Source organism: Rhodoferax sp. (assembly GCF_028714215.1).
Lineage (GTDB): Bacteria > Pseudomonadota > Gammaproteobacteria > Burkholderiales > Burkholderiaceae_C > Rhodoferax.
This window is the reverse complement of the sequence record NZ_JAQTMS010000008.1, coordinates 94,892-116,523: the sequence shown is the minus strand read 5'-3', so window position 1 is coordinate 116,523 and position 21,632 is coordinate 94,892. Positions and strand designations below refer to the sequence as shown.

Annotated in this window: 21 protein-coding genes and 1 pseudogene; 14 read left to right on the top strand and 8 right to left on the bottom strand. The window is 61.3% G+C overall.

Annotation, left to right across the window (positions count from 1 at the left end; genetic code table 11):
* Positions 1-5 precede the first annotated feature (5 nt).
* Positions 6-710 (top strand): hypothetical protein, encoded by a 705-nt coding sequence (locus PHS32_RS05955; protein WP_301077976.1) that lies wholly within the window; start codon positions 6-8, stop codon positions 708-710.
* A 16-nt stretch (positions 711-726) separates the two neighbouring features.
* On the opposite strand, the gene PHS32_RS05950 is transcribed toward PHS32_RS05955, so the two are convergent.
* The 3 genes from PHS32_RS05950 to PHS32_RS05940 are packed head-to-tail and all read right to left on the bottom strand — an operon-like array spanning position 727 to position 3,494.
* Complete coding sequence (locus PHS32_RS05950) at positions 727-1,743, bottom strand: ABC transporter substrate-binding protein (protein WP_301077975.1); 1,017 nt, start codon at positions 1,741-1,743, stop codon at positions 727-729.
* A 50-nt stretch (positions 1,744-1,793) separates the two neighbouring features.
* Positions 1,794-2,681, bottom strand: a complete 888-nt coding sequence (locus PHS32_RS05945; RefSeq protein WP_301077974.1) for an ABC transporter permease — start codon at positions 2,679-2,681, stop codon at positions 1,794-1,796.
* 9 nt (positions 2,682-2,690) lie between these two features.
* Positions 2,691-3,494 (bottom strand): ABC transporter ATP-binding protein, encoded by an 804-nt coding sequence (locus PHS32_RS05940; protein WP_301077973.1) that lies wholly within the window; start codon positions 3,492-3,494, stop codon positions 2,691-2,693.
* 93 nt (positions 3,495-3,587) lie between these two features.
* Between PHS32_RS05940 and PHS32_RS05935 the strand changes: the two genes are divergently transcribed.
* The 9 genes from PHS32_RS05935 (at position 3,588) to PHS32_RS05895 (ending at position 12,535) form a co-directional block, all read left to right on the top strand.
* A complete protein-coding gene (locus tag PHS32_RS05935; RefSeq protein WP_301077972.1) occupies positions 3,588-4,253 on the top strand; it encodes a response regulator transcription factor in 666 nt (221 codons plus the stop codon).
* Positions 4,250-5,659 (top strand): sensor histidine kinase, encoded by a 1,410-nt coding sequence (locus PHS32_RS05930; RefSeq protein ID WP_301077971.1) that lies wholly within the window; start codon positions 4,250-4,252, stop codon positions 5,657-5,659. Before PHS32_RS05935 ends, PHS32_RS05930 begins: the two co-directional genes overlap by 4 nt.
* 160 nt (positions 5,660-5,819) lie before the next feature.
* Positions 5,820-7,046, top strand: a complete 1,227-nt coding sequence (locus PHS32_RS05925; protein WP_301077970.1) for an amidohydrolase family protein — start codon at positions 5,820-5,822, stop codon at positions 7,044-7,046.
* 32 nt (positions 7,047-7,078) lie between these two features.
* Positions 7,079-8,311, top strand: a complete 1,233-nt coding sequence (locus PHS32_RS05920) for an ABC transporter substrate-binding protein (protein WP_366143463.1) — start codon at positions 7,079-7,081, stop codon at positions 8,309-8,311.
* A 5-nt stretch (positions 8,312-8,316) separates the two neighbouring features.
* Positions 8,317-9,189, top strand: a complete 873-nt coding sequence (locus tag PHS32_RS05915) for a branched-chain amino acid ABC transporter permease (protein ID WP_301077969.1) — start codon at positions 8,317-8,319, stop codon at positions 9,187-9,189.
* Complete coding sequence (locus PHS32_RS05910; RefSeq protein ID WP_301077968.1) at positions 9,189-10,070, top strand: branched-chain amino acid ABC transporter permease; 882 nt, start codon at positions 9,189-9,191, stop codon at positions 10,068-10,070. Before PHS32_RS05915 ends, PHS32_RS05910 begins: the two co-directional genes overlap by 1 nt.
* Entirely contained in the window at positions 10,067-10,825 is a 759-nt protein-coding gene (locus PHS32_RS05905) for an ABC transporter ATP-binding protein (protein ID WP_301077967.1), read from the top strand. Before PHS32_RS05910 ends, PHS32_RS05905 begins: the two co-directional genes overlap by 4 nt.
* A 13-nt stretch (positions 10,826-10,838) precedes the next feature.
* Positions 10,839-11,549: an ABC transporter ATP-binding protein gene (locus PHS32_RS05900; protein ID WP_301077966.1), complete on the top strand. Its 711-nt coding sequence runs from the start codon at positions 10,839-10,841 to the stop codon at positions 11,547-11,549.
* A gap of 80 nt (positions 11,550-11,629) precedes the next feature.
* Positions 11,630-12,535: a LysR substrate-binding domain-containing protein gene (locus PHS32_RS05895; protein WP_301077964.1), complete on the top strand. Its 906-nt coding sequence runs from the start codon at positions 11,630-11,632 to the stop codon at positions 12,533-12,535.
* A 126-nt stretch (positions 12,536-12,661) separates the two neighbouring features.
* Here the strand turns inward: PHS32_RS05895 and PHS32_RS24205 are convergent, their stop codons facing one another.
* The 4 genes from PHS32_RS24205 to PHS32_RS05880 form a co-directional block, all read right to left on the bottom strand.
* Complete coding sequence (locus PHS32_RS24205) at positions 12,662-12,835, bottom strand: addiction module protein (RefSeq protein WP_366143465.1); 174 nt, start codon at positions 12,833-12,835, stop codon at positions 12,662-12,664.
* 13 nt (positions 12,836-12,848) lie between these two features.
* Entirely contained in the window at positions 12,849-13,142 is a 294-nt protein-coding gene (locus PHS32_RS05890; RefSeq protein ID WP_301077962.1) for a helix-turn-helix domain-containing protein, read from the bottom strand.
* A gap of 28 nt (positions 13,143-13,170) precedes the next feature.
* Positions 13,171-13,479: a type II toxin-antitoxin system RelE/ParE family toxin gene (locus tag PHS32_RS05885; protein WP_301077960.1), complete on the bottom strand. Its 309-nt coding sequence runs from the start codon at positions 13,477-13,479 to the stop codon at positions 13,171-13,173.
* Positions 13,480-13,718: 239 nt separating this feature from the next.
* Entirely contained in the window at positions 13,719-14,099 is a 381-nt protein-coding gene (locus PHS32_RS05880; protein WP_301077958.1) for a VOC family protein, read from the bottom strand.
* Positions 14,100-14,455: 356 nt separating this feature from the next.
* Between PHS32_RS05880 and PHS32_RS05875 the strand changes: the two genes are divergently transcribed.
* From PHS32_RS05875 to PHS32_RS05860, 4 genes are read left to right on the top strand one after another with little or no spacing between them, the layout of a single operon-like run.
* Positions 14,456-15,631, top strand: coding sequence for a DNA cytosine methyltransferase (locus PHS32_RS05875; protein WP_301077957.1), 1,176 nt, complete (start codon positions 14,456-14,458; stop codon positions 15,629-15,631).
* Positions 15,632-15,641: 10 nt separating this feature from the next.
* The gene (locus tag PHS32_RS05870) at positions 15,642-16,652 is read left to right on the top strand and encodes a hypothetical protein (RefSeq protein WP_301077956.1); all 1,011 of its coding nucleotides are present in this window, start codon (positions 15,642-15,644) and stop codon (positions 16,650-16,652) included.
* A gap of 9 nt (positions 16,653-16,661) precedes the next feature.
* The gene (locus tag PHS32_RS05865; protein ID WP_301077955.1) at positions 16,662-18,686 is read left to right on the top strand and encodes a hypothetical protein; all 2,025 of its coding nucleotides are present in this window, start codon (positions 16,662-16,664) and stop codon (positions 18,684-18,686) included.
* A gap of 43 nt (positions 18,687-18,729) precedes the next feature.
* Entirely contained in the window at positions 18,730-19,701 is a 972-nt protein-coding gene (locus PHS32_RS05860; protein WP_301077954.1) for a hypothetical protein, read from the top strand.
* A gap of 105 nt (positions 19,702-19,806) precedes the next feature.
* Here PHS32_RS05860 and PHS32_RS05855 read toward each other — a convergent pair.
* Positions 19,807-21,630 (bottom strand): annotated as a pseudogene (locus PHS32_RS05855) (carboxyl transferase domain-containing protein); the annotation flags it as partial.
* Between the last annotated feature and the right edge of the window lie 2 nt (positions 21,631-21,632).

Sequence of the window (21,632 nt, the reverse complement as noted above, 5' to 3'; positions counted from 1 at the left end):
AGTCAATGATTGATCTTGGTTCGACAGATTTCTTTATTCCCGTGCCAAGTCTTCCGCGAGAAGACTTCGAAAAGTATTCGACGCATCTATTCGATGTGTGGGAAGAATTCGTCAGCCGAACCCTAGATCTTCCTGACTATTCCCTTGCCCTCGAGGTGGAAGAGGGCTCAGTCAAAGGTGGAGGAAGAATCGCGGTAGTTCTTGGGGCGCTAATTGTCGGAATTGGACACTACGGCGAATTCTTCCATGGGCTTCAAACCATACGTAGCCAGCTAAGCTCGGTTGGCGACTTTTTGGCAGAGAACGCGAGCAGTCCTTTCAAGTCGTCCGGCTGCGAAACCAAAGTGCGAAAGCACGGCGGTTCATTGGCTCATTTGCAGCAACTGTTCAACAAAGTTCAGCGGAGAGAAATCACAGCCGATCAAGCGATGGTCGACGCTAAAGCACTCTTAGGCGATGATGCGGCGACTTCCCCAGATTTCATGTGCGAAATGCAGAACGCCTTTGAGCGCATGCCCCTGGCCCATGAACAACTGCCTCTGCTACCAGTCCCCACAGCAGAAGAAATCGAGTTCGCGAGTGGAGAAAGGCAACGTAAGCCACGGGTGCCTCGGCCAAACTCTATTGCACCTCCACCGCAGCAGCTTCGCGTTGAAGTCTGGCGCGACTCAAAGAACGGCAAGAAAGGGATTCGTGTTGTTCAACTCTGACTAACCAAGCCCTGGGTCAGCTGCCCTTGCGGCTCTGGAACGCCGGCACGAACATGTCGGACCATTTGGCGGGCCGCGTCTTGATGGTCTTGGCCTTGTCCATGAAGGTGACGTAATCCATCAGGCCCACCGGCGTGGTGCTGAACTGGGTGTCGGGGTCGGCCAGTATCTGCTCCACTTCCGGCGTGGTCATCTTGATCTTGGAGATGCGCAAAAAGGTCTCGGCCGCGCCCTTGCGGTTGGCCGCAATGTAGGCGTTGGCCTCTTCCTGCGCCAGCATGAAGGCCTCGGTCAGCTTGGGGTTGCTCTCGGTGAAATGTTTGGGTGCGAACACCACGTCCAGCGTGACGTTGCCCAGCAGGTCCGACGAGTTCAGGACGCGCGTGACCTTGGGGTCCTTGGCCTCCTGGTAGGAAAAAGGCGGCGACGTGAAGTGCGCCGTGATCTCGGTTTTGCCGGACAGCAGGGCGCCGACGGCGTCGGGGTGGCTCAGGCTGACCGTCAGCGGATCGAGCTTGGCGTAGTTCTCGATGCCGAAGGCCTTGGCCGCCGCCATCTGCAGGACCACCGCCGACAGCGAGGTCTTGATGCCGGGGATGGCGATCTTGTCCTTGGCCGTGAAGTCCTTCAGCGACTTGACGTTGGGGTTGATGGTGTTGAGCCACAGCGATGAGGTGCTGAGCGCGCCCAGCCCTATCACCTCGGAGCGCGGAATGCCCTGCGCCTTGGACCACAGGGTCACAAAACCCGGTGCGCCGGTGCCGGCGATGTCGAGGTTGCCGGACAGCATGGCATCGTTGATGACGTTACCGCCGTCCAGCGTGAGCCAGTTCAGCTTGACCTCGCCCAGGCCCATTTTTTTCGCCTGTTTTTCGATCAGCTGCTGGTCGCGCATGACCATGATGGGCAGGTAAAGAATGCCGTAGCCGTGCGAGATGCGCAGGGTCGATACCTCCGCTCTTGCGCTGCCGGCCAAAGCGGACAAAGCCAGCGCGCCGGCGGCGATCGCTGTGGTGAATAGGCGTCGTTTCATTCCAGTCTCCTTTTTTAGGTTGCAAAAAAATGGTGGGCCTGCGGCACGTCTCAATGCTGCATGCCCCAGCGGTGAATGGTGCGTTTTTCAATCGTGGCAAAGACAAAGTTCTCGACCACCAGCCCGATCATGATGACGAAAAACAGGCCGGCAAAAACGTTGGCGGTCTCCAGTTGGTTGCGGTTTTCGAAGATGTACCAGCCCAGCCCGCCGCTGCCGGAAGAAACGCCGAATACCAGCTCGGCCGCGATCAGGGTGCGCCAGGCAAAAGCCCAGCCGACCTTCAGACCGGTCAGGATGCTGGGGAAAGCGGCCGGGATCAGGATGGCGCCGACCAGAGCGAAACCCTTGAGACCATAGTTCTGGCCGACCATGAGCAGCGTGGCGGAGACGGAGCGAAAACCGCCGTGGGTGTTGAGCGCCACGGCCCACAGCACCGAATGCACCAGCACGAAGATGATGCTGCCGGTGCCCAGGCCAAACCAGATCAGGGCCAGCGGCAGCAAGGCGATGGCCGGCAGCGGATTGAACATGGAGGTCAGCGTCTCCAGCAGGTCGGTGCCGATGCGCGAGGTGATGGCCACGGTGGTGAGCAAGGCCGCCAACGCAATGCCCAGGCCGTAGCCCAGCAGCAGCGTCTGCAACGAGACGGCGGCGCGCTCCAGCAGCACGCCGCTGTAGATGCCGGCCGCGAAGGCACGCACCGTGGCGGAAAAACTCGGGAACAGCAAGGCGTTGTCAAGCCAGCGGCCATAGACCTCCCAGATCGCGGCCAGCGCGATCAGGATCACGGTCTTGCGCAGCCAGCCCAGACCGTACAAGGTCTCGAAAGTGGACAGGGGCCGGCGGATCTCGGCCTGGTCGGCGCTGTGCGTGTCGCACACGAATTCGGGGCGGACGTGGAGCTCGGCGGGAGCAGCGGTGGTGGGTGTTGCCATGTTCTGTCCTCAGTGCGCAAACAGCAGGTCGTTGATGCGGGTTTCCAGTTGCGCCTGGGCGGCCGTGCCGAGCTGGCCGGTGGCAACGCTGTTGAGCTCGGCCTTGACCTGGCCCGGATGCGGTGACAGCAACAGGATGCGGTTGCCGATGCGGATTGCCTCCTCGATCGAATGGGTGACGAACAGCACCGTGAAGCGCGTGTCGTCCCACAGGCGCAGCAGTTCCTCCTGCATCTTGCGGCGCGTCAAGGCGTCCAGCGCGGCGAACGGCTCGTCCATCAGCAGCACGTCGGGCTCCATGGCCATGCCGCGCGCAATCGAGACACGCTGCTTCATGCCGCCTGAGAGCGTGTGCGGATAGCTGTCGATGAACTGCGTCAGCCCCACTTTGTCGATGTAGTAGGCGGCGCGCTCGGTGGCCTGCGCGCCGCGCAGCCGGCCGCTGGCGTGCAGCGCGAACTCCACGTTCTGGCGCACCGTCTTCCAGGGCAGCAACTGGTCGAACTCCTGGAACACCATCATGCGATCCGGCCCCGGTTGCGTGATCTCCCGGCCCTTCAGGCGGATGGACCCCTGCGCCGGCGCCATATAGCCGCCAATGGCCTTGAGCAGGGTCGACTTGCCGCAGCCCGACGGGCCCAGCAGGATGTAGCGGTCCGCCGGGTAGACCTTGAAGCTGACCTGCCGGGTCGCCGTCACCAGGTGCTCGCTGGTCTTGTATTGCAGCGTCACGTTGTCGATTTCCAGCAGCGGGGCCGCCTTCGGGGGGGCAGCGGTAGCGCCCGGGCGGGCGACGGTGTCGTCACGGTTCATGCAGGTCTCCTGAAGCCTTGGCGGCTTTTTGTTGTGCCTTGCAATGCTAGACTTTGAAGCTGTAATGAACCTGAACTTGCGAAGGCCTGCGACATGCGCGTCCTGTTGGTCGAAGACTCGGTAGACGTCGCGCAAGCCATCAACGCCCACCTGCTGCGCCTGGGGCACATGGTCGACTGGGAGCCCGATGGTGCCAAGGCCGCCGCCCTGGTGACCGCCGACCACTACGACCTGATCATCCTGGACATCATGCTGCCGGGCCTCGACGGCTACGCCCTGTTGCAGCGGCTGCGCGGCGCGCAGTTGCGCACCCAGGTCCTGATGTTGACGGCCTGCGCCGAAATCGAGGAGCGCGTCAAGGCGCTGGATCTGGGCGCCGACGACTACCTGACCAAGCCGTTCGACTACCGCGAACTGGAGGCCCGCATTCGCGTGCTGATGCGCCATGCCGGCGGCGACTCAACCAACCTGCTGGGCTGCGCCAACCTGACGCTCGACCGCAAGAGCCGCACGGTGCGCATCGACGGCGTGCCGGTGGAGCTGACGCGCCGCGAGGTGACGCTGCTGGAGATCATCATCTCGCGACCGGGGCGCATCTTCGGCAAGGACGAGCTGATGGACAAGCTGTTCACGCTGGACGACAAGCCCAACGCCAACACGGTAGAGCAGTACATTGCCCGCCTGCGCAAAAAGCTCTCCGCCGCCCACTTCGAGATCCGCACGCTGCGCGGGCTGGGGTATCAAGTGGTGCCGGGATGACGCTCCTTGGCGGGTCGCTCTATACCCGGCTGGCCCTCCGGCTGGCGCTGGTGCTGACCCTCAGCGGGGTGGTGTTGCTGATTGCCATCGTGCTGGCCACAAGGCTGGCCGCCAACGACGCCTATGACCGCATCCTGACCGGCAGCGCCTTGCAGATTGCCGAAAACACCTGGTACCAGAACGGCAGCGTCAACGTGGATGTGCCGATCTCGGCGTTCTCCATGCTGACCGCCAATGACCAGGTGTTTTACGCCGTCGTCGATCCGGCGGGCCGCCTGGTCGCCGGCGATGCCGATTTCAAGCCCGACATCCCGTGGGACAAACTGGCCGAGGGGCCGCTGGTCGTCCAGGGCAGCTACCTGGAGCTGCCGGTCAGCATCGCCATCGTCGGCCGGCGCATGCCGGTGGCCGGCCCCAACCCGTGGGCCGTGGTGATGCTGGCGCAGACCAACAACGCCCGCGCCTCGTTTGCCGGCAACCTCGGTAGCAACGCGTCGCTGGTGATCGTTGTGACGGGCTTGCTGACGGTGCTGGCGGCGCTTTTCACCCTGTACCAGGCACTGGCGCCGTTGAAGCAGATCGGCGACACCATGCAGCGCCGCGATCCGCACGACCTGTCGCCGCTGACGCAGCAAGTGCCGGCCGAAATTCACGCGCTGGTGGACTCCATCAACGAATTCATGCGCCGCCTGGCCGAGCACCGCGCGCTGATGCGCGGCGTCATCGGCGACGCCGCGCACCAGTTGCGCACGCCGGTGGCGGCGCTGCTGTCGCAAATGGAATTGCTGGCCATGCAGGCCGACGACGAAGGCCGCGCCCGGCACCTCCAGCGCCTGGGCGAGCTGACGCAGCGCCTGGGTGAGCTGGTGAATCAGCTAATCAATCATGCGATGGTGCAGCACCGGGCCGACTCGGTGGCCATGGAGCGGATCGACCTGGTCGACCTGGCCCGTCAGGAAATGACCGAGATGCTGTCGCATCAGGCGCAGCGCAATCTGGACATTGCGCTCGATGCACCACAGGCGCCCTGCCTCATCGACGGCGACCCCGTGACCGTGCGCGAGGCGGTCAGGAACCTGCTGGACAACGCCTTGAAGTACGGCGCCAGGAGCTTGCTGCACATCGGCATCCGCCGCGCTGGCGCCGGCTGGGAGCTGAGCGTGGAGGACGACGGCCCTGGCCTTGCCGAGGCCCACTGGGAGCGCGTGCGCAAGCCGTTTTCGGCGCGCGACGGCCAACGCCATGGCGCCAGCCTGGGTCTGTCCATCGTCGCCGAAGTCATGCGCGCCCACCGCGGCGAGATGCGCTTTGGCCGCGGCACCCAGCAACGCTTTAGTGTCACCCTGCGCTTTCCGGCGGCCGACAGCGCGGCGCAGCGGCCGGGAATCACGGAAAAGTTGGGCTAACTGGCCGCTTGGGCCATCCCGGTCAAATCGGCCGGAGCATGCGGATTTCTCATGCTGTCATGCAATTTACTCGCTTGCGGTGCCGCAACGGGCCGTCCAGAATGAACCGTATAAATTGAATTCTTTGCTATAAAGCGCTTTCGGCGCTGGCCCCAAAATCATGATTATTTTTCGCAACGCAGCCATTCTGGACCCCCAGCTGGGGCGCCTTCTGTCGCCCCGCGATGTTTTGGTCGACGGCGGCGACATCGTGCAGGTGTCGGAGACGCCGCTGACGGCGGACGCCGCCCAGGTGATCGATCTGCAGGGCAAGGTCATGATGCCGGGCCTGATCGATTGTCATGTGCACTGCATGGCCTCGCACCTCAACCTGGGCACCAATGCCAAGCTGCCCAATGTGCTGGCGGTGCTGCGCGCAGTGCCCATCATCGAGGGCATGCTGAACCGCGGCTTCACCACGGTGCGCGACGCCGGCGGCGCCGATTGGGCGCTGGCCGAGGCCACCCGCACTGGCGTGATCAAGGGGCCGCGCATTTTTCCGGCCGGCCGCGCCATTTCGCAGACCGGCGGCCATGGCGATTTCCGCCCGCGCAACGACATCATGGAGCCGTGCTTCTGCTCGCACAAGGCGGGTTCCATCTCGCGCGTGGCCGACGGTATCGACGCCGTGCGGCTGGCGGTGCGCGAGGAAATCCAGAAGGGCGCCACGCAGATCAAGATCATGGCCTCGGGCGGAGTCGCCTCGCCCAATGACCCGGTGCATTTTCTGGGCTACAGCCGCGACGAGATCCGCGCCATGACGGAGGAGGCCAGCAATGCCGGCACCTATGTGATGGCGCATGCCTACACCTCGGCGGCGATCCGCCGTGCCGTGGAGTGCGGTGTGCGCACCATAGAGCACGGCAACCTGGCGGATCTGGAAGCGGCCACGGTGCTCTCGGCGCACGGCGCTTACGCGGTGCCTACCTTGATCACCTACGAAGCGCTGTTCAGCGAAGGCGCTGCGTTCGGTTTTCCGCCGGAGGCGGTGGCCAAGATCAATGCCGTGCGCGAGCCCGGTCTGCGCGCCCTCGAAACCCTGGCCCAGGCCGGCGTCAAGATGGGCTTCGGCACCGACCTGCTGGGCCAGTCGCAGCGTCTGCAATCCGAGGAGTTCCGGCTGCGCGCCCAGGTGCTGGGCAATCTGGAGGTGATCCGCTCGGCCACCAGCTACGCCGCCGAAATCCTGATGGCAGTTGGCCGCTTGGGCGCGATTGCGCCGGGCGCGGCGGCCGACCTGCTGGTACTCGATGCCAACCCGCTGACCGACATCGGCGTTCTGCTGGGTCAGGGTGAGCATATGCTGGCCATCATGAAAGACGGCCAGTTCCACAAGTCTCTTGTTTGATTCTTAAATTCTTATACCGAGGAGTTCCCGCCATGTCCATTGATCGCCGCCGTTTCCTTCAGTCCACCGGCCTGGCCGCCGCCTCCTGCGCCGTGCCCAGTCTGGTGTTTGCCCAGGGCCAGGGCACTTTTCGCATCGGCACCCTGACCCCGCTCACCGGCGCCGGCGGCCCCTACGGCCCGGGCATGCTCAAAGCCATCCTGCTGGCGGTGGAAGAAGTCAATGCCGCCGGCGGCGCCGGTGGGCGCAAGCTCGAAGTGTTTGCCGAGGACGGCCAGACGCAGCCGCAGGCCGCGGTACTGGCGGCCAAGAAGCTGATCGAGGTGAACAAGGTGCAGGCGATCCTGGGCACCTGGGCCTCCGGCGTGACGCTGGCGGTGCTGCCGCTGACCGATGCGGCCGGCCTGATCCAGATGAACGTGTCGGGCGCGCCGGCCATCTCCACCGAGGACAAGAAGGATCTGGTGTGGCGCTTCCAGGCCACCAACGACCGCTTCGGCTACGCCTTCGCCGAGATCGCCAAGAAGCGCAAGTTCACGCGCCCGGCCACCATGGCCTTCAACAACGCGTCCGGCCGCGGCAACACCGAGGGCTTCACCAAGGCCTGGACGGCCGCCGGCGGCAAGGTGGTGGCCAGCGTGGTGTACGAGCCGAACCGCCCCAGCTACCGCAGCGAGTTGCAAAAAGTGCTGGCCGAAAAACCCGACGTCATCGTCACCGGCTCCTACCTGCCCGACACCACCATCATCCTGCGCGAGTGGTTCCAGTCGGGCGAGAAGACCCACTGGATCATCCCCGGCTGGGCCGCCAACCCGGAACTGATCAAGGTGCTAGGCCCGGAGGTGACCGAAGGCATTATTTCGGTCGACACCGTCTCCAGCGAAACGGCGCCCTCCTACAAACACTTCGACGCGCTGTACCTGAAGGCCACCGGCAAACCGGCGTCCTCCAACGTCTACGCCGCCATGACTTACGACATGGTGATCTGCCTGGCGCTGGCAATGGAAGCAGCCGGCCCCAACGCGACCGTGGAGCAGATCAACGCCAAGCTGCGCGAGGTCTCCAATCCGCCCGGCACAGCCACCTACACCTTCGCCGAAGGCAAGGCGCTGCTGGCGAAAAAGCAGAAGGTCAATTACGAAGGCGCATCGAGCAAGCTCGACTTCGACAAGTACGGCGACTCCAACCCCGATTTCGGCGTCTACGTGATCGAAAAAGGCCAACTGGTGCGCCGTGACGTGGTGGCGGTGGCGCCCCAGCCCTGAGCCTGATGTTGGCTGATTTCCTCAACCTGCTGATCAACGGCCTGATCGAGGGCCTGGTGATTGCGCTGCCGGCGCTGGCGCTGACGCTGATCATGGGCATCAACCGCTTCCCCAACGCGGCGGCCGGCGACACCATGACGCTGGGCGCCTACGCGGTGCTGGGGCTGCAGCAGGTGGGGGTGGCCTTCTTTTCGCTGGCGGTGCTGGGCGCACTGGCGGCCGGCGCCCTGCTGTCCTGGCTGTCCTACCGCCTGGTGTTCCAGCGCCTGGCGCGCGCGCCCATGGTGGCCAGCCTGCTGGCAGCGATCGGCATCGGTTTCATGATCCGCAGCGTCATCGGGATCGTGGCCGGGCAGGATCTGCACACTTTTGGCTTGCCCCTGACGCGGGCCTGGAACTGGGGCGGCGTGCGCGTGCTGCCGACCGACCTGCAAATCGCCGCCGCCTCTCTGGTGCTGCTGGCGCTGGTGTTTTGTTGGCTGCAACTGAGCGCCAGCGGGCGCCAGTTGCGCGCCATTGCCGACAACCCGGATCTGGCCCGTCTCAGCGGTATCCGCTCGCGCCGACTGATGTGGTTGTTGTGGCTGCTGTCGGGCGCTTTGTGCGCCGCCGGCGGCGTGCTGCTGGGCGTCAAGGCGGTGGTGACGCCGGACATGGGCTGGGAGATGCTGCTGCCGGCTTTTGCCGCCATGATTCTGGGCGGCATCGGGCATCCCGTTGGCGCCGTGCTGGGCGCCGTGCTGATGGGAATGGCGCAGGAATTGTCAGTGCCTTTGGTAGGTCCCAGCTACAAGATCGCGGTCGCTTTTGTCGCCATGCTGCTGGTGCTGCTGGTGCGTCCGGGCGGCTTGCTGGGCCACGTCGAGAAGGTGCGCTGATGGACGCTTACCTGCTGGCCGTCGCCACCGTGGTCTTGATCTATGTGCTGCTGGCGATCGGGCTGAACCTGCAGTACGGCGAGACCGGCCTGATCAATTTCGGCCATGTCGCCTTCTTTGCGCTGGGCGCCTACACCTCGGCCCTGCTGGCGCTGCGCGGCTGGCCCTTGCCGCTGTCGTTCCTGGCCGCCGCCGCGGTCGCCGCGCTGGCGGCCGTGCCGCTGGGGCTGGCGGCGCTGCGCCTGAGCGAGGACTACCTGGCGATCGTCACGCTGGGCTTTTCCGAAACCGTGCGCCTGGTGATCCAGCAGGAAGAGTGGCTGACCCGCGGCGTGCAAGGCCTGCCGGGCATCCCGGGCCTGTACACGGGGCTGTCGGGCAGTTGGCGCGCCTGGGCTATCTTCCTGACGCTGCTGGCGCTGACGGCGGCGGCGGCGCTGGCAGTGTCGCTGCTGCAACGCAGCCCGTTCGGCCGCATGCTGCGCGCCATCCGCGACAACGAAGCGGCCGTGCTGGCGCTGGGCAAGGACCCGGCCGGCTTCAAGATCAGGGTCTTCATGGTGGGCGCCGCGCTGGCCGGCCTGGCCGGCGCGTTCTACGCCCACTTCATCACCTTCATCACGCCCGAGCAGTTCATCCCGCTGGTCACCTTCTACGTCTGGATGAGCATCATCCTGGGCGGCATCGGTTCGCTGCGCGGCGCCCTGGTGGGCACGGCACTGCTGGTGTTCTTTCTGGAGGGCTCGCGCTTCCTGCGCGATCTGCTGCCGGGCATCGCGGAAGTCCAGATGGCCAACGTGCGGCTGGCCCTGATCGGCCTGGCGCTGGTGCTGTTCGTGCTGTACCGGCCGCAAGGCATGTTCGGAAAGCGTCTGCCATGATGCTGCAGGTACAACAAGTCAGCGTCGATTTCGACGCCTTCCGCGCCGTCAACGACGTCTCCTTGAGCGTGGCGGCCGGCGAGCTGCTGGGCATTGCCGGCACCAACGGCGCTGGCAAGTCGACCCTGTTTGCGGCGGTGGCCGGCCAGCAGGCCACCAGCGCCGGGCGCATCCTGTTTCACGGCAGCGACGTGACACGCCAACCGGTGTTTGCGCGGGCGCGCCTGGGCCTGGCGCGCACCTTTCAGACGCCGCGCGAATTTGCCCGCCTGACGGTGCTGGAAAACCTGCTGGCGGCGGCGCCCAATCGGCGCCACGAATCCTTGCTGGCCAGTTGGCTGGGGCGGCCCGGCTGGCAACGCCACGAGCAGGAACTGACGGCGCAGGCCGATGAGATTCTTGCCTTTGTGCGCCTGACACCGGTGCGCGACCAGTTGGCCGGCGGCCTGTCGGGCGGCCAGAAGAAGCTGCTGGAGCTGGCCCGCGTCTTGATGCTGAAACCCTCACTGATCATGCTCGATGAGCCCTTCGCCGGCGTCAATCCGGTGCTGATAGGCGCCATCGTGGAAGTGCTGCGCGATCTGCATGGGCGCGGCATCGCGCTGGTGGTGGTGGAGCATCACCTGCAAGCGCTCAAGTCGCTGGTGCAGCGCCTGGTGGTGATGGACCAGGGCCGCGTGCTGGCCGACGGCGACCCGCATCAGGTACTGGCCGACCCAAAGGTCCAGGCCGCTTACATGGGGGGCGTTGTATGAGCGTGGGGCAGTCATGACTACGGTTCTTGCGGTGCGCGAGCTGCATGGCGGCTATGGCGAAACCGACATCCTGCATGGCCTGACGCTGGAGGTGGCGGCCGGCGAGATCGTCACCATTGCCGGCACCAACGGCTCCGGCAAGTCGACCTTGCTGAAGGCCATCGTCGGGCTGCTGCCGCGCGTCCGGGGCAGCGTGCTGCTGGAGGGACGCGACATCAGCGGCCTGCAAGCGGAAGCCCGCGTCGAGGCCGGCCTGGCCTGCGTGCCGCAAGTGGCCAATGTGTTTCGCAGCCTCACGGTAGAGGAAAACCTGCGCGTGGCGGGGCGCCGTGTCGATCCGGCGCGGATAGTGCAGATGCTGGACTTGTTCGGTGCGCTCAAACCGCGCTTGCGCCAACTGGCCGGCACCCTGTCCGGCGGCGAGCGCCAGCAACTGGCTTTTGCCCGGGCCTTGATGGCGGCGCCGCGGCTGATCGTGCTGGACGAGCCGACGGCGGCGCTGGCGCCGGCCCTGGTGCAGCAGATCTTCGACCTGGTGGCCACCCTGCCGGCACAGCAGGTGTCGGTCCTGATGGTGGAGCAGCGGGCGCGCCAGGCGCTGGCCATCAGCCAGCGCGGCTACATCCTGGACCAGGGGCGCATCGTGCTGTCGGGGCCGGCTGCGTCGCTGCTGGACGATGCGCGCATGACGGAGCTGTACTTAGGCACGCACCACAACACCTGAGGCCCACCCGCTATGCCGGTCCGTGGAAAGTGGACAATGGCCTTTCCCATGAAAAACACAACCGTTTTGCCGGTCTTGCCATGCGCCGCATCTGCCCCAGCCTGACCGGGCTGCAATGCTTCGAGGCGGCGGCGCGGCACAGCAGTTTCACGCGCGCCGCGGCCGAGCTGTGCGTGACCCAGGGCGCGGTCAGCCGCCAGGTCAGCGCGCTGGAGGAGCAGGTGGGCCTGGAGTTGTTCAAGCGCCTGCACCACCAACTGGTATTGACCGACGCCGGCCAGAGCTATCTGGGCAAGGTGCGCGCCGGCCTCAACCTGCTGGAGTCGGCCACCACCGAGTTGCTGGCGCACCGGGGCCGTGGCGGTGTGCTCAGCCTGTCGATGCCGCCGACCCTGGCCACCAACTGGCTGATCCCGCGGCTGCACCGTTTCAACGCGCAGCACCCGGAGGTGACGCTGAACTTCACGCGCTACGCCTGGGCGCACGACTTCGCGATGGCCGAACTCGATGCCGCCGTCCAGTACGGCGAAGGGGTCTGGCCGAATGCGATGGCGGACTACATCAGCGGGCGCGAAATCACCGCCGTCTGCCGCGCCGACGTGGCGCGCCGGCTCAAACCCAAAACACCGGCCGCGCTGGCTTCGCAAACCCTGTTGCACCACCTGCTGGTGCCGTCCCTGTGGCCCGAGTGGTTTGAAGCCAAGGGGGTGGGCGACCTCAACGGCACCATGGGGCCGCGCTTCGACCAGTTTTCACTGATCATCAAATCGACCCTGGTCGGCTTCGGCATCGGCATGGTGCCGCGCTGCCTGGTGCTCGACGAGCTGGCGCGCGGCACGCTGGTGGAGCCGTTCCCGCAAACCGTGATGGCGCGCCAGGGCTACTACCTTTGCTATCCGCCCGAGAAGAAACAGCTGCCGGCCCTGCAGGCACTGCGCAGCTGGATGCTGGCCGAGGTGGCGGGGGGCACTACCGGGCCGGCGTGATCATTGAGTCACCGCTTGCGCCAATACCCTGGGCGACGTTTTTGATGTGCCACAGCCAAGATGTCGATCACTTCGCCAACCACCCTGTAATGCAGTGTGTACGGGAATCGCTTCAATAGAGAATTCTCATGCCTTGGCATGTTGACGCAACAGAAGTTGTATTTCGGCCTGAACCTGTTCGATTGGAATGCCCCTGGTGCGTCCGGCGTCGCAATCTTCAATTCGGCGCGCAATCTCCTCATCCCATGCGGCAGCCACCGCTTGGGGAGAGTCGTCAGACGCAGAGTCCAGGCTATCCACTGGAAGCGAAGATTCAGGCACGGGCCAAATCCCGCAAGGCTTTTGGGTTGCGCTGCGCCAGCGTGATCAATGTGCGCGCCGCGCCCGACGGTTGCTTGCGCCCTTGCTCCCAACCCTGCAAGGTACGCACCGACACGCCCAACAACTGCGCAAATTGCGCCTGCGACAACTTGGAGTTTTGCCGGGCGGCGATTACCGGCGAATGCACCACCGTGCCTTCACCACGCTTCATCTGCCGCACCGACTCGACAAGCTCAGCCTCAAGATCGCGGCCAGCTTCCCAGGCAGCAAGTTGCTCATCGGTCATCGGTTTTTTTGAAGTGGTCTTCAACGACTTATTTGACGGCATCACGCATCTCTTTCAAAGTACTGGCCTTGAGCGTATCGAGCTTGCTCTTGGCATACATAAACAACAATACCAGTTCACCCAGTTCATTGCGCACAAAGTAAACCACCCGCACACCGCCCGATTTGCCAGAACCGGCACGGCTCCAGCGCACCTTGCGCACACCACCAGAGCCCACCACCACGTCACCCTCATCAGGATGCTCGGCTATGAAAGCGGCAAAAGCGCCGCGCTCATCCTCGCTCCAATAAGAGGGCCACAGCTTGCTGAACAGTGGCGTTTCGATGACGGTTAGCACCGTTGGATTGTACTCCTAAGGCGTATAAGATATCCAGCTGTCAAGCGTCAATCGCCAACCCTTGCGCCGGCGGCAGTTCACGCTGCGTTTGCTGACAGCGCAGCAGCCAGGCGCGAGTTTGCACGGGGTCGATTTCCTGCGTGGCGGCGATGTTGCGGGCCCAGCGCGAGTCTGGCTATAAGCATGATCTCGGCGGGCCTACCGCCGCTTGACAGCGTGGGCCGCAGGCGCAGCACGCCTTACTTGGCGGGGCGGTGCAGCGCGCAGAGCTTGTTGCCGTCGGGGTCGCGCAGATACGCCAGGTAGAGCTTGCCGGTCGCGCCTTCGCGCCAGCCCGGTGGGTCTTCGCAAGTGGTGCCGCCGTTGGCCACGCCCGCCGCATGGAAGGCATCGGCTTGTTCCGGCGACTGCATGGTGAACCCGAGGGTGCTGCCATTGCCGTGGGTCGCGGGCTGGCCATTGATGGGCGTCGTGATACCGAAGGTGCCGGTCGGGCTGCGATAGAAATAGCGGTTCTTGTTGGCCACGCCAGGGCCAATGCCCAGCGTGCCCAAGAGCGCGTCGTAAAACTTCTTTGAGACCTCAAGGTCATTCACACCGACCATCACATGACTGAACATCGTTTTCTCCGTTGGAGCCCGGTTGTGGGCAAAGTTGAATCGTGAGGATGGTAATCGATGGCTCTCTGCTTCCCATTTTGCGAAAGCTTTCGGAGCAAGGAGAGCAATGGAACCAACAGGCGCATAAACGCGCACTCCACCACCTTTGTCGCTTTCAAGCGTTGCCGGGCATGTATTTGCCAGAGGCTTTATGCCAAATTGGGCGATAGTCCCTTTGGATCTTGTGCAGGAAGCTATCAAAAATGGAGCTGAATGTAGCGTACGGTGTTCAACTTTCCTGACTCAAAATTCGCTATTCCGAGTCAACCAGTTACGCATTGCACTTGAAACCGCCCACCTTTCTGTAAACTTGAACAATGTCAACTCACAAAGCGCCCGTCTATTTAAGTCTCTTTTCGGGCTGTGGTGGACTTGACCTGGGTTTCGAACAAGCAGGTTTCAAAGGGATTTTGAGCGTCGATATTGATGCTGCTGCTCTTGCTGTCTTGAAGCGAAATTTGAAGCTAAACGTGCAGGAGCTCGACCTGTCTTGCGGTGATCCGACATTGACTGAACCAATCGATATCTTGCTTGCTGGGTCACCGTGCCAAGGGTTCTCTACTGCTGGACTGCGAAAAGTCGATGATCCAAGAAACTCATTGCTACTTGTTGCGCCCCGCATTGCTAAAAAGTTGCAGCCGAAGGTAATTGTTGCGGAGAATGTACTCGGCGCAATTTCGGGATCTCACGCTACTTTCTGGGATACGCTGCATCAGCAGCTACGTGCTTTGGGGTATCGTACCGGCGACCTGCGAGTTGACAGTTCTGATTTTGGTGTTGCTCAAAAGCGGCAACGCATCTTTCTTATCGCGTGGCGCACCAACGCTACGCAGGAGCTTGTCCTTGAGTCCAAGACTAAAAAGGTGCTGTCTGATGCGCTTGCAAACCTCGACGGCGTGGCAAATCATGAGCCAATCCTTCTAAGTCCCGATTCGAATGACTTCAAGATCGCTAGCCGCATTGGCCAAGGGCAAAAACTTACAAATTCTCGCGGCGGAGACTTGTCAATACACACTTGGCACATTCCGGGTGTTTTTGGTCGCACAAACAAACTAGAGCGGGAAGTTTTAGATACGACGTTAAAGTTGCGACGACAGCTACGGCGCAGGGATTTCGGTGATGCAGACCCAGTCAGTGTCGCGCTGCTAAAGAGGCAATTTGGAGGCGAGGTGTTACAACGGCTGCTAGCGAAAGGTTATCTGCGCAAAGTCGGCCCGTACGTCGATCTGACACACACCTTTAACGGTAAGTATCGGCGCCAGCGTTTGGATTCCCCAACGCGCACGGTAGACACCCGATTCGGTGATCATCGGCTGTTTCTTCATCCTACTGAAAACCGCGCATTTACTGTCCGCGAAGCAGCCAGAGTGCAAGGCTTTGGCGACGATTTCATTTTCAGCGGGACTGCAGTGCAGCAATTCCGGATGATAGGCAACGCTGTCCCGCCACCCGTTGCCCATGCAGTTGCAGGGTTAGTGCGTCGTCTTTTGTGAGAGCAAAGCCATGCACGAGTCAATAGAGCAGCTAGTACGCAGTTGGTCAATAAATAGGGATCTCACAAAGGTCAACCAGAAAATCAACCACCTAGAGCGATGGCTATATAAGACTTATGAACCCAATAAGTTTGGTCCTGAAGACTTCTGGGCGAGATTGAAGCATTGGCTAGATAACGTGCCTTTGGATGCTGAGAAGCAGTTGCTATTCCAACTGCTTGTGGAGATTTTGTACTTAGGCCCAGTCGAGTTTGAAGAGCTGTACAGAAGTGCTTACCAAGGCCCTATTGCCCGATGGTTGATTGATACAAGTCAGATAGATGTATTTGCACCCGATGGGCAAGAAAAGTTGAGTGCTGCCGCTGGCGAAACCTGGTTTTGCCCGGTTACTGACAGCTTCCGAGTCAATGCATTCTTTCACGTAAACAATCTAGCAGCCGGCGCGAATTTGCGCCCTGATTGGCATTCGCTTCTAAAGCTCGGAGACACCGACAAAATAAATGCATACTGCGCAAATAACAACATTAAACGACTAGTTTTACTTGAAGACTTTGTCGGTGGTGGTTCTCAATCACTATCTGCAGTGCGCTTTGCCGCGACCAAGGTACATGATTTGAAGGTACTTTTTGTACCCCTAGTTATTTGCCCAAAAGGCGTTGTGAGCGCGCGCCAACTCGAGGCTGAGCTGTGCGCACAAAGGGCTGGGTCGTTACGGTATGAAGCTGCGATGGAGTTGCCAAACGACGCCTTCCTGACCCTCAACCAAAGCCCTTATGCCGAACCCAACCCATACATCAGTCCCTTGCGGAATTTGATAAACAAGAGTTACTCCAAAGTCAGTGGTGGTCGACTACCAGGTTTGGAGAAGCCATATGACCCGTTTGGCTTCCCGCATTCCGATCCAACCGGAGGTCTCGTGGTGATGTACAGCAACACACCTGACAACACGCTACCCCTCATTCATTGGCGTCCGCCCGAGAATACTTGGCACCCCATTTTCCCCCGGCATAGTCGGGTGTAAAGGTAACCGATGGCAAGCAATCCTTTTCACGATCTCTATCTCAGCGAAACGATTTCCGAAGATGCACTGGTGGAGTTGTTTAGTCCAATAATCGTCGATTACTCGCACGTAATGTTCGAGCCAGGGAACGTCATCGTCTTGGGCGCGCAAGGCACAGGTAAGACGATGCTGCTTAACCTGTTGCGTCCAGAATCACGCTTGGCGTATGCCAGGGCAAAGCTAGATTTCCCAGTTCCCAAAAATCTCTCTCGCTTCATCGGTGCGGGGATTAACTTGCGCAAGTGCGGAGCCCTTGAATTTGCCCAACACTTGGAGGAAGAGACTAGTGGACGGGAGGTTCAAGAGTTGCAACTGCTTTTCGCAGACTTTATTAATTGCTTGATCGTCGTTGACATGGTTGCATCTGTGCAAGAGCTGATTGATTCTGGAAATACAAAGGTTTTGAATGAAGTTGGCGTTAACTCGAATGTTGGAAATCTAGACAAGTTCGCAAAACAGCTTGCGGCAGAGCCCTGTTGGTTTGGCGCGTTGAACGGTGTTGAAAGCATTGCGCAACTCAATCAAAAATTAGCCACGCGTATTAAGCACTACCGCTTGTTTATAAACTTGAATACCACGCAAGTACCTGCCAATATCAGCGAAACTAAAACCGTCATTGGCGACCCAGTCCTGAAAGCTGCACAGGCGTTGCGAAATGCCGGAGTGCTGGAAGAAGATGTCAAGGTTTTCATCCGCATTGATCAATATGAGCAGTTAACAACGCTCAATGTGCTTGACAAGGCATTTGGAACCGGGTGCCAGCAACTGATTCATAAGGCCCTAGCGGCGCGTGACGGGCGAGTTTCCTATCGCATCGGTACGCGCAAGCACGGCTGGCCCTCCCCTCCCAGGATTTTTAAAACAGACGATGTTTTGGAATTGAAACGCGATTTTGACGTGGTCGATATGGAAGAGACTTTTCGTCGTCGTGAGAATTCGCGAACGTGGATCTTCCCGAAGTTTGCTCGCGATATCTTTGAGCGCCGATTGAAGCGAAGCGAGTATTGCCGAGGCGGGGTAGCGATTGACCTATCAGCGGCGATGGGTCAAAGCCTCAAACCACCGGAGAGAGCGAAAAAGTATTTCTCCACCGAAACCGGCATGCGTGCGATTATCGGCAAGGCAATTGATGATTTGCCAGCCGCTGTAACGGATGAGTGGAAGGAATACATATCGCGGGTTGGACAATTTGACGTGTTACAGGCTTGGCTATGCTGTGCGTGGCTTCGTCAAAAGATTGGCTCAGACAAGAAAAAAGTTGGCGCTATGCCGCCAGTCCCAGTTGCGGGTACGGTCCCATGGGCCAAGCAACCCTACTGGCAAAAGGAACGCAACCATCAAGCACTGATGCAAATTGCTTCGGCGCACAGGCAGGCGCTGTTGTGGAGTGGCGAGGATGACGTCCTGAATCTTTGTGGTGGACACCTTCTAATTTTTCTGTTTTTGCTCCAACACATTTGGGATGCCTGGTTGCGTGATAACCGAGGGGCAGCTGATGATGAATTCACATTCCCGATTGATGGGGATGTGCAGAGTCAAGGCGTCATGGAGGCGAGCATTGAATGGCGGAGTAAGCAAATCGAAGGGCCAAATGCACGGCAGAGAAAAAAATTTGTAGACGTTCTGGGTGAGCACTTTTACTCAAACCTGATCAATGACAAGTCCATGTCTTATCCCGGTGAAAATGGGATATCAATTTCAGACGTTGAACTCGAAAACGAGCAAGACATTCGCTTGTTCCTGCGGGAAGCGGCGAGTTTTGGCGATCTTTTCGAAACATCACATACGTCGAAAAAGAAGGGCGAGAAGCGCACTAAGTACTACCTAGCGCCAATTTTGAGTCCTTACTTTCGCATACCAGCCATCCATACCAAAGAGCCCGAATACGTCAAGAGTGCACAAATAAGGAATTGGCTCAATGGCAATACTCGCATCGTTGCCGCCACCTCATCATTGCAACAACCGGGTTTGTGGTCGGAGTTGGATGGTGATTAATGGCGCACTTCGACCATGGGGGAAGCCGAAGTGGCTTCTGCAGATGGATGCTTTGCGAGCTGAAAAGTGGCTGTTGATTGGCGCCATAAGCACACAAGATCGTTGTCTATCGATGCTGCGCCACAGCGCCCATTCGTTTACGTTAGGCCACGCTGCGTTTCTAGAAATTGTTGATGAACAGTCGAAGTTTCGTGTTCAAAGTGATGCGCGCCGCAAGGCGAATAGATTGCTTTGGCAAGCGGATGTGGCAAGTTATTCGCACGAACTCCTTGAGTTTGAGCTTCTTGATCCGGTTCGGCGTTTGCAAAAACAGGTTGGACAGTGGGCTACAGGTGAGCACAAAAAGAGCGTTATCTTGGACGTGACATGCCTTCCGGAACGATTCTTCTTTCCCATGATTCGGTGGCTTGTTGATTCTGTTGATGTTGAGAATTTGATCGTTACCTGCATGTCGCCAGAGAGATATACAGAGGAGGATCTGGCATACGACCCGGACGACTGGGCGCATATCCAAACATTTGGCCCTGCGTCTGAAGGTCCAGAGAAGCCCGTCAAGCGAGTTGTTGTTGGCGCGGGCTTCCTTCCATTCAGCCTACCTGATTGGCTAAAAAAGGATTACAACGAAAGCAGCATCCAGGTGTCCGTGCTGTTCCCATTCCCAGCTGCGCCAGCCAACATCAAGCGCTCTTGGGAATTTGTTCGGCAAATCGAGCTGGGACTAAAGTTGACAGATGAACGGCAGCTTGCCCGAGTGGGTGCGAATGATGTGTCGGGGTGTTTTGATCGCATTGACTGCATTACAAGGAATGGATCGATCGGGACTGTTTTTGCGCCTTACGGGCCAAAGGCGCACTCCATTGCAATGTGTTTACAAGCAATAAAGATGAACGCCCAAGTCTTCTACACGCAGCCTACGTTCTACCACCCCGAGTACACGACGGGTATCAAGCTGGAGGATGGTGTACCTGCTGGTTTTGCGTATGCAGTTCGTGTGAACAAACGGATGCTTTATTAGTCTGCGCAACCCGGCGTTGCCCAGAACGTATTTGGCAAAGAAACATGGATCCCGGCCGGCGCCGGGATGACAACTTTGTAGCTGCACGCCAGCGCAACGGCCGCCCTACCAGGCGTCAATCGCCAGCCCCTGCGCCGGCGGCAACTCGCGCTGCGTCTGCAGGGCGCCCAGCAGCCAGGCGCGGGTTTGCGCGGGGTCTATCACGGCGTCGATTTCCAGCGTGGCGGCCATGTTGAGGGCGCTGCCTTTTTCGTACTGCTGGGCCACCAGTTGCTCGTACAAGGCCGTGCGCTGCGCGCCTTCCGGCTGTGCTTCCAGCTCCTTGCGGAAGCCCAGGCGCACCGCGCCTTCCAGGCCCATGGCGCCAAACTCGCCGGTGGGCCAGGCCACCGTGCACAGGGGCGAATGAAAGCCGCCCGCCGTCATGGCCATGGCGCCCAGGCCGTAGCCCTTGCGCAGCACCACGCTCAAGTAGGGCACGCGCAGATGCGCCGCCGCCAGGAACATGCGGCTGACATGGCGCACCTGCGCCCGGGTCTCGATCTCGGGCCCCACCATAAAGCCGGGCGTGTCCACCAAACTGACCAGCGGCAGGCCGTGCGCGTTGCACAGCTGCATGAAGCGCGCCGCCTTGTCGGCCGCATCCGCGTCGATGGCGCCGCCCAGGTGCAGCGGGTTGTTGACCAGCAGGCCCACCGCTCGGCCTTCGATGCGCGCCAGCGCGGTGTGTATGCCTTTGCCGAAGCCGCTGCGCAGTTCCAGCAGGCTGCCCTGATCGGCGATGCCCGTCATGACGGCGCGCGTGTCGTAGACGCGCAAGCGGTTTTCCGGCACCACGTCGCGCAAGGCCGCCGCATCGGGCGCCTGCCAGTCCTTGACCAGGCCCTGGAAGAACGACAGGTAATGCCGCGCCGCGGCCGCCGCCGCGCTCTCGTCGGCCACCAGAATATCGATGACGCCGTTGCCGTGCTGCACGTCGCTGGGGCCGATCTGCTCGGGTTTGAAGACGCCCAGGCCGCCGCCCTCCACCATGGCCGGGCCGCCCATGCCGATGTTGCTAGCGCGGGTGGCGATGATGACGTCGCAGCAGCCCAGCAGCGCCGCGTTGCCGGCAAAGCAGCGCCCGGCGACGATGCCCAGCACCGGCACCTGGCCATTGAGGCGCGCAAAGCTGGCGAAGGTGGCCACATGCAGGCCGGCCACGATAGGCATGTCGACATCGCCGGGCCGGCCGCCGCCGCCTTCGGCAAACAACACCACCGGCAGCTTCTGTTGCAGGGCAATGCCCAGCATGCGGTCGGTCTTCTGGTGGTTGCGCATGCCTTGCGTGCCGGCCAGCACGCTGGCGTCGTAGGCCATCACCACGGCGCGGCTGCGCTCCGGCTCGAACAGCGTCCGGTTGATGCTGGCTATGCCGGTCACCATCCCGTCGGCCGGGGTGTTCTTGATCAGGTCTTCGGCCGAGCGGCGGCTGCGCTGCGCCGCCACGGCCAGCGCGCCATATTCCAGAAAGGAGTCGGCGTCGCACAGGTCGGCGATGTTCTCGCGCGCCGTGCGCTGACCCAAGGCGTGGCGCTTGGCGACGGCCTCCGGACGGTTGACGTCCAGCGTAGGCGCATGGCGCTCCAGCATGCGTTGCAGGTCGGCCCGGACGCTGGCGGTAACTTGCTGCGGCGCCGCCAGCGCGGCTGCGGCGGGTAGCGCCTGCGGGGCACTTTGCGTGACCCGCTCCAGACTGCCCAGCAGTTCGCCCTCGGCCACCAGGGCGCCGGCGTCAAAAAAGAGTTCGACCAGGCGGCCGCCCTGTTCGGCACGCACCTCGTGCTCCATCTTCATGGCTTCCAGGATCAGCAGCAGGTCGCCGGCGTTGACGGCAGTGCCGGCTGGCACCTGCCAACGGACGATCTGCGCTTGCAGGGGGGAACGGATTT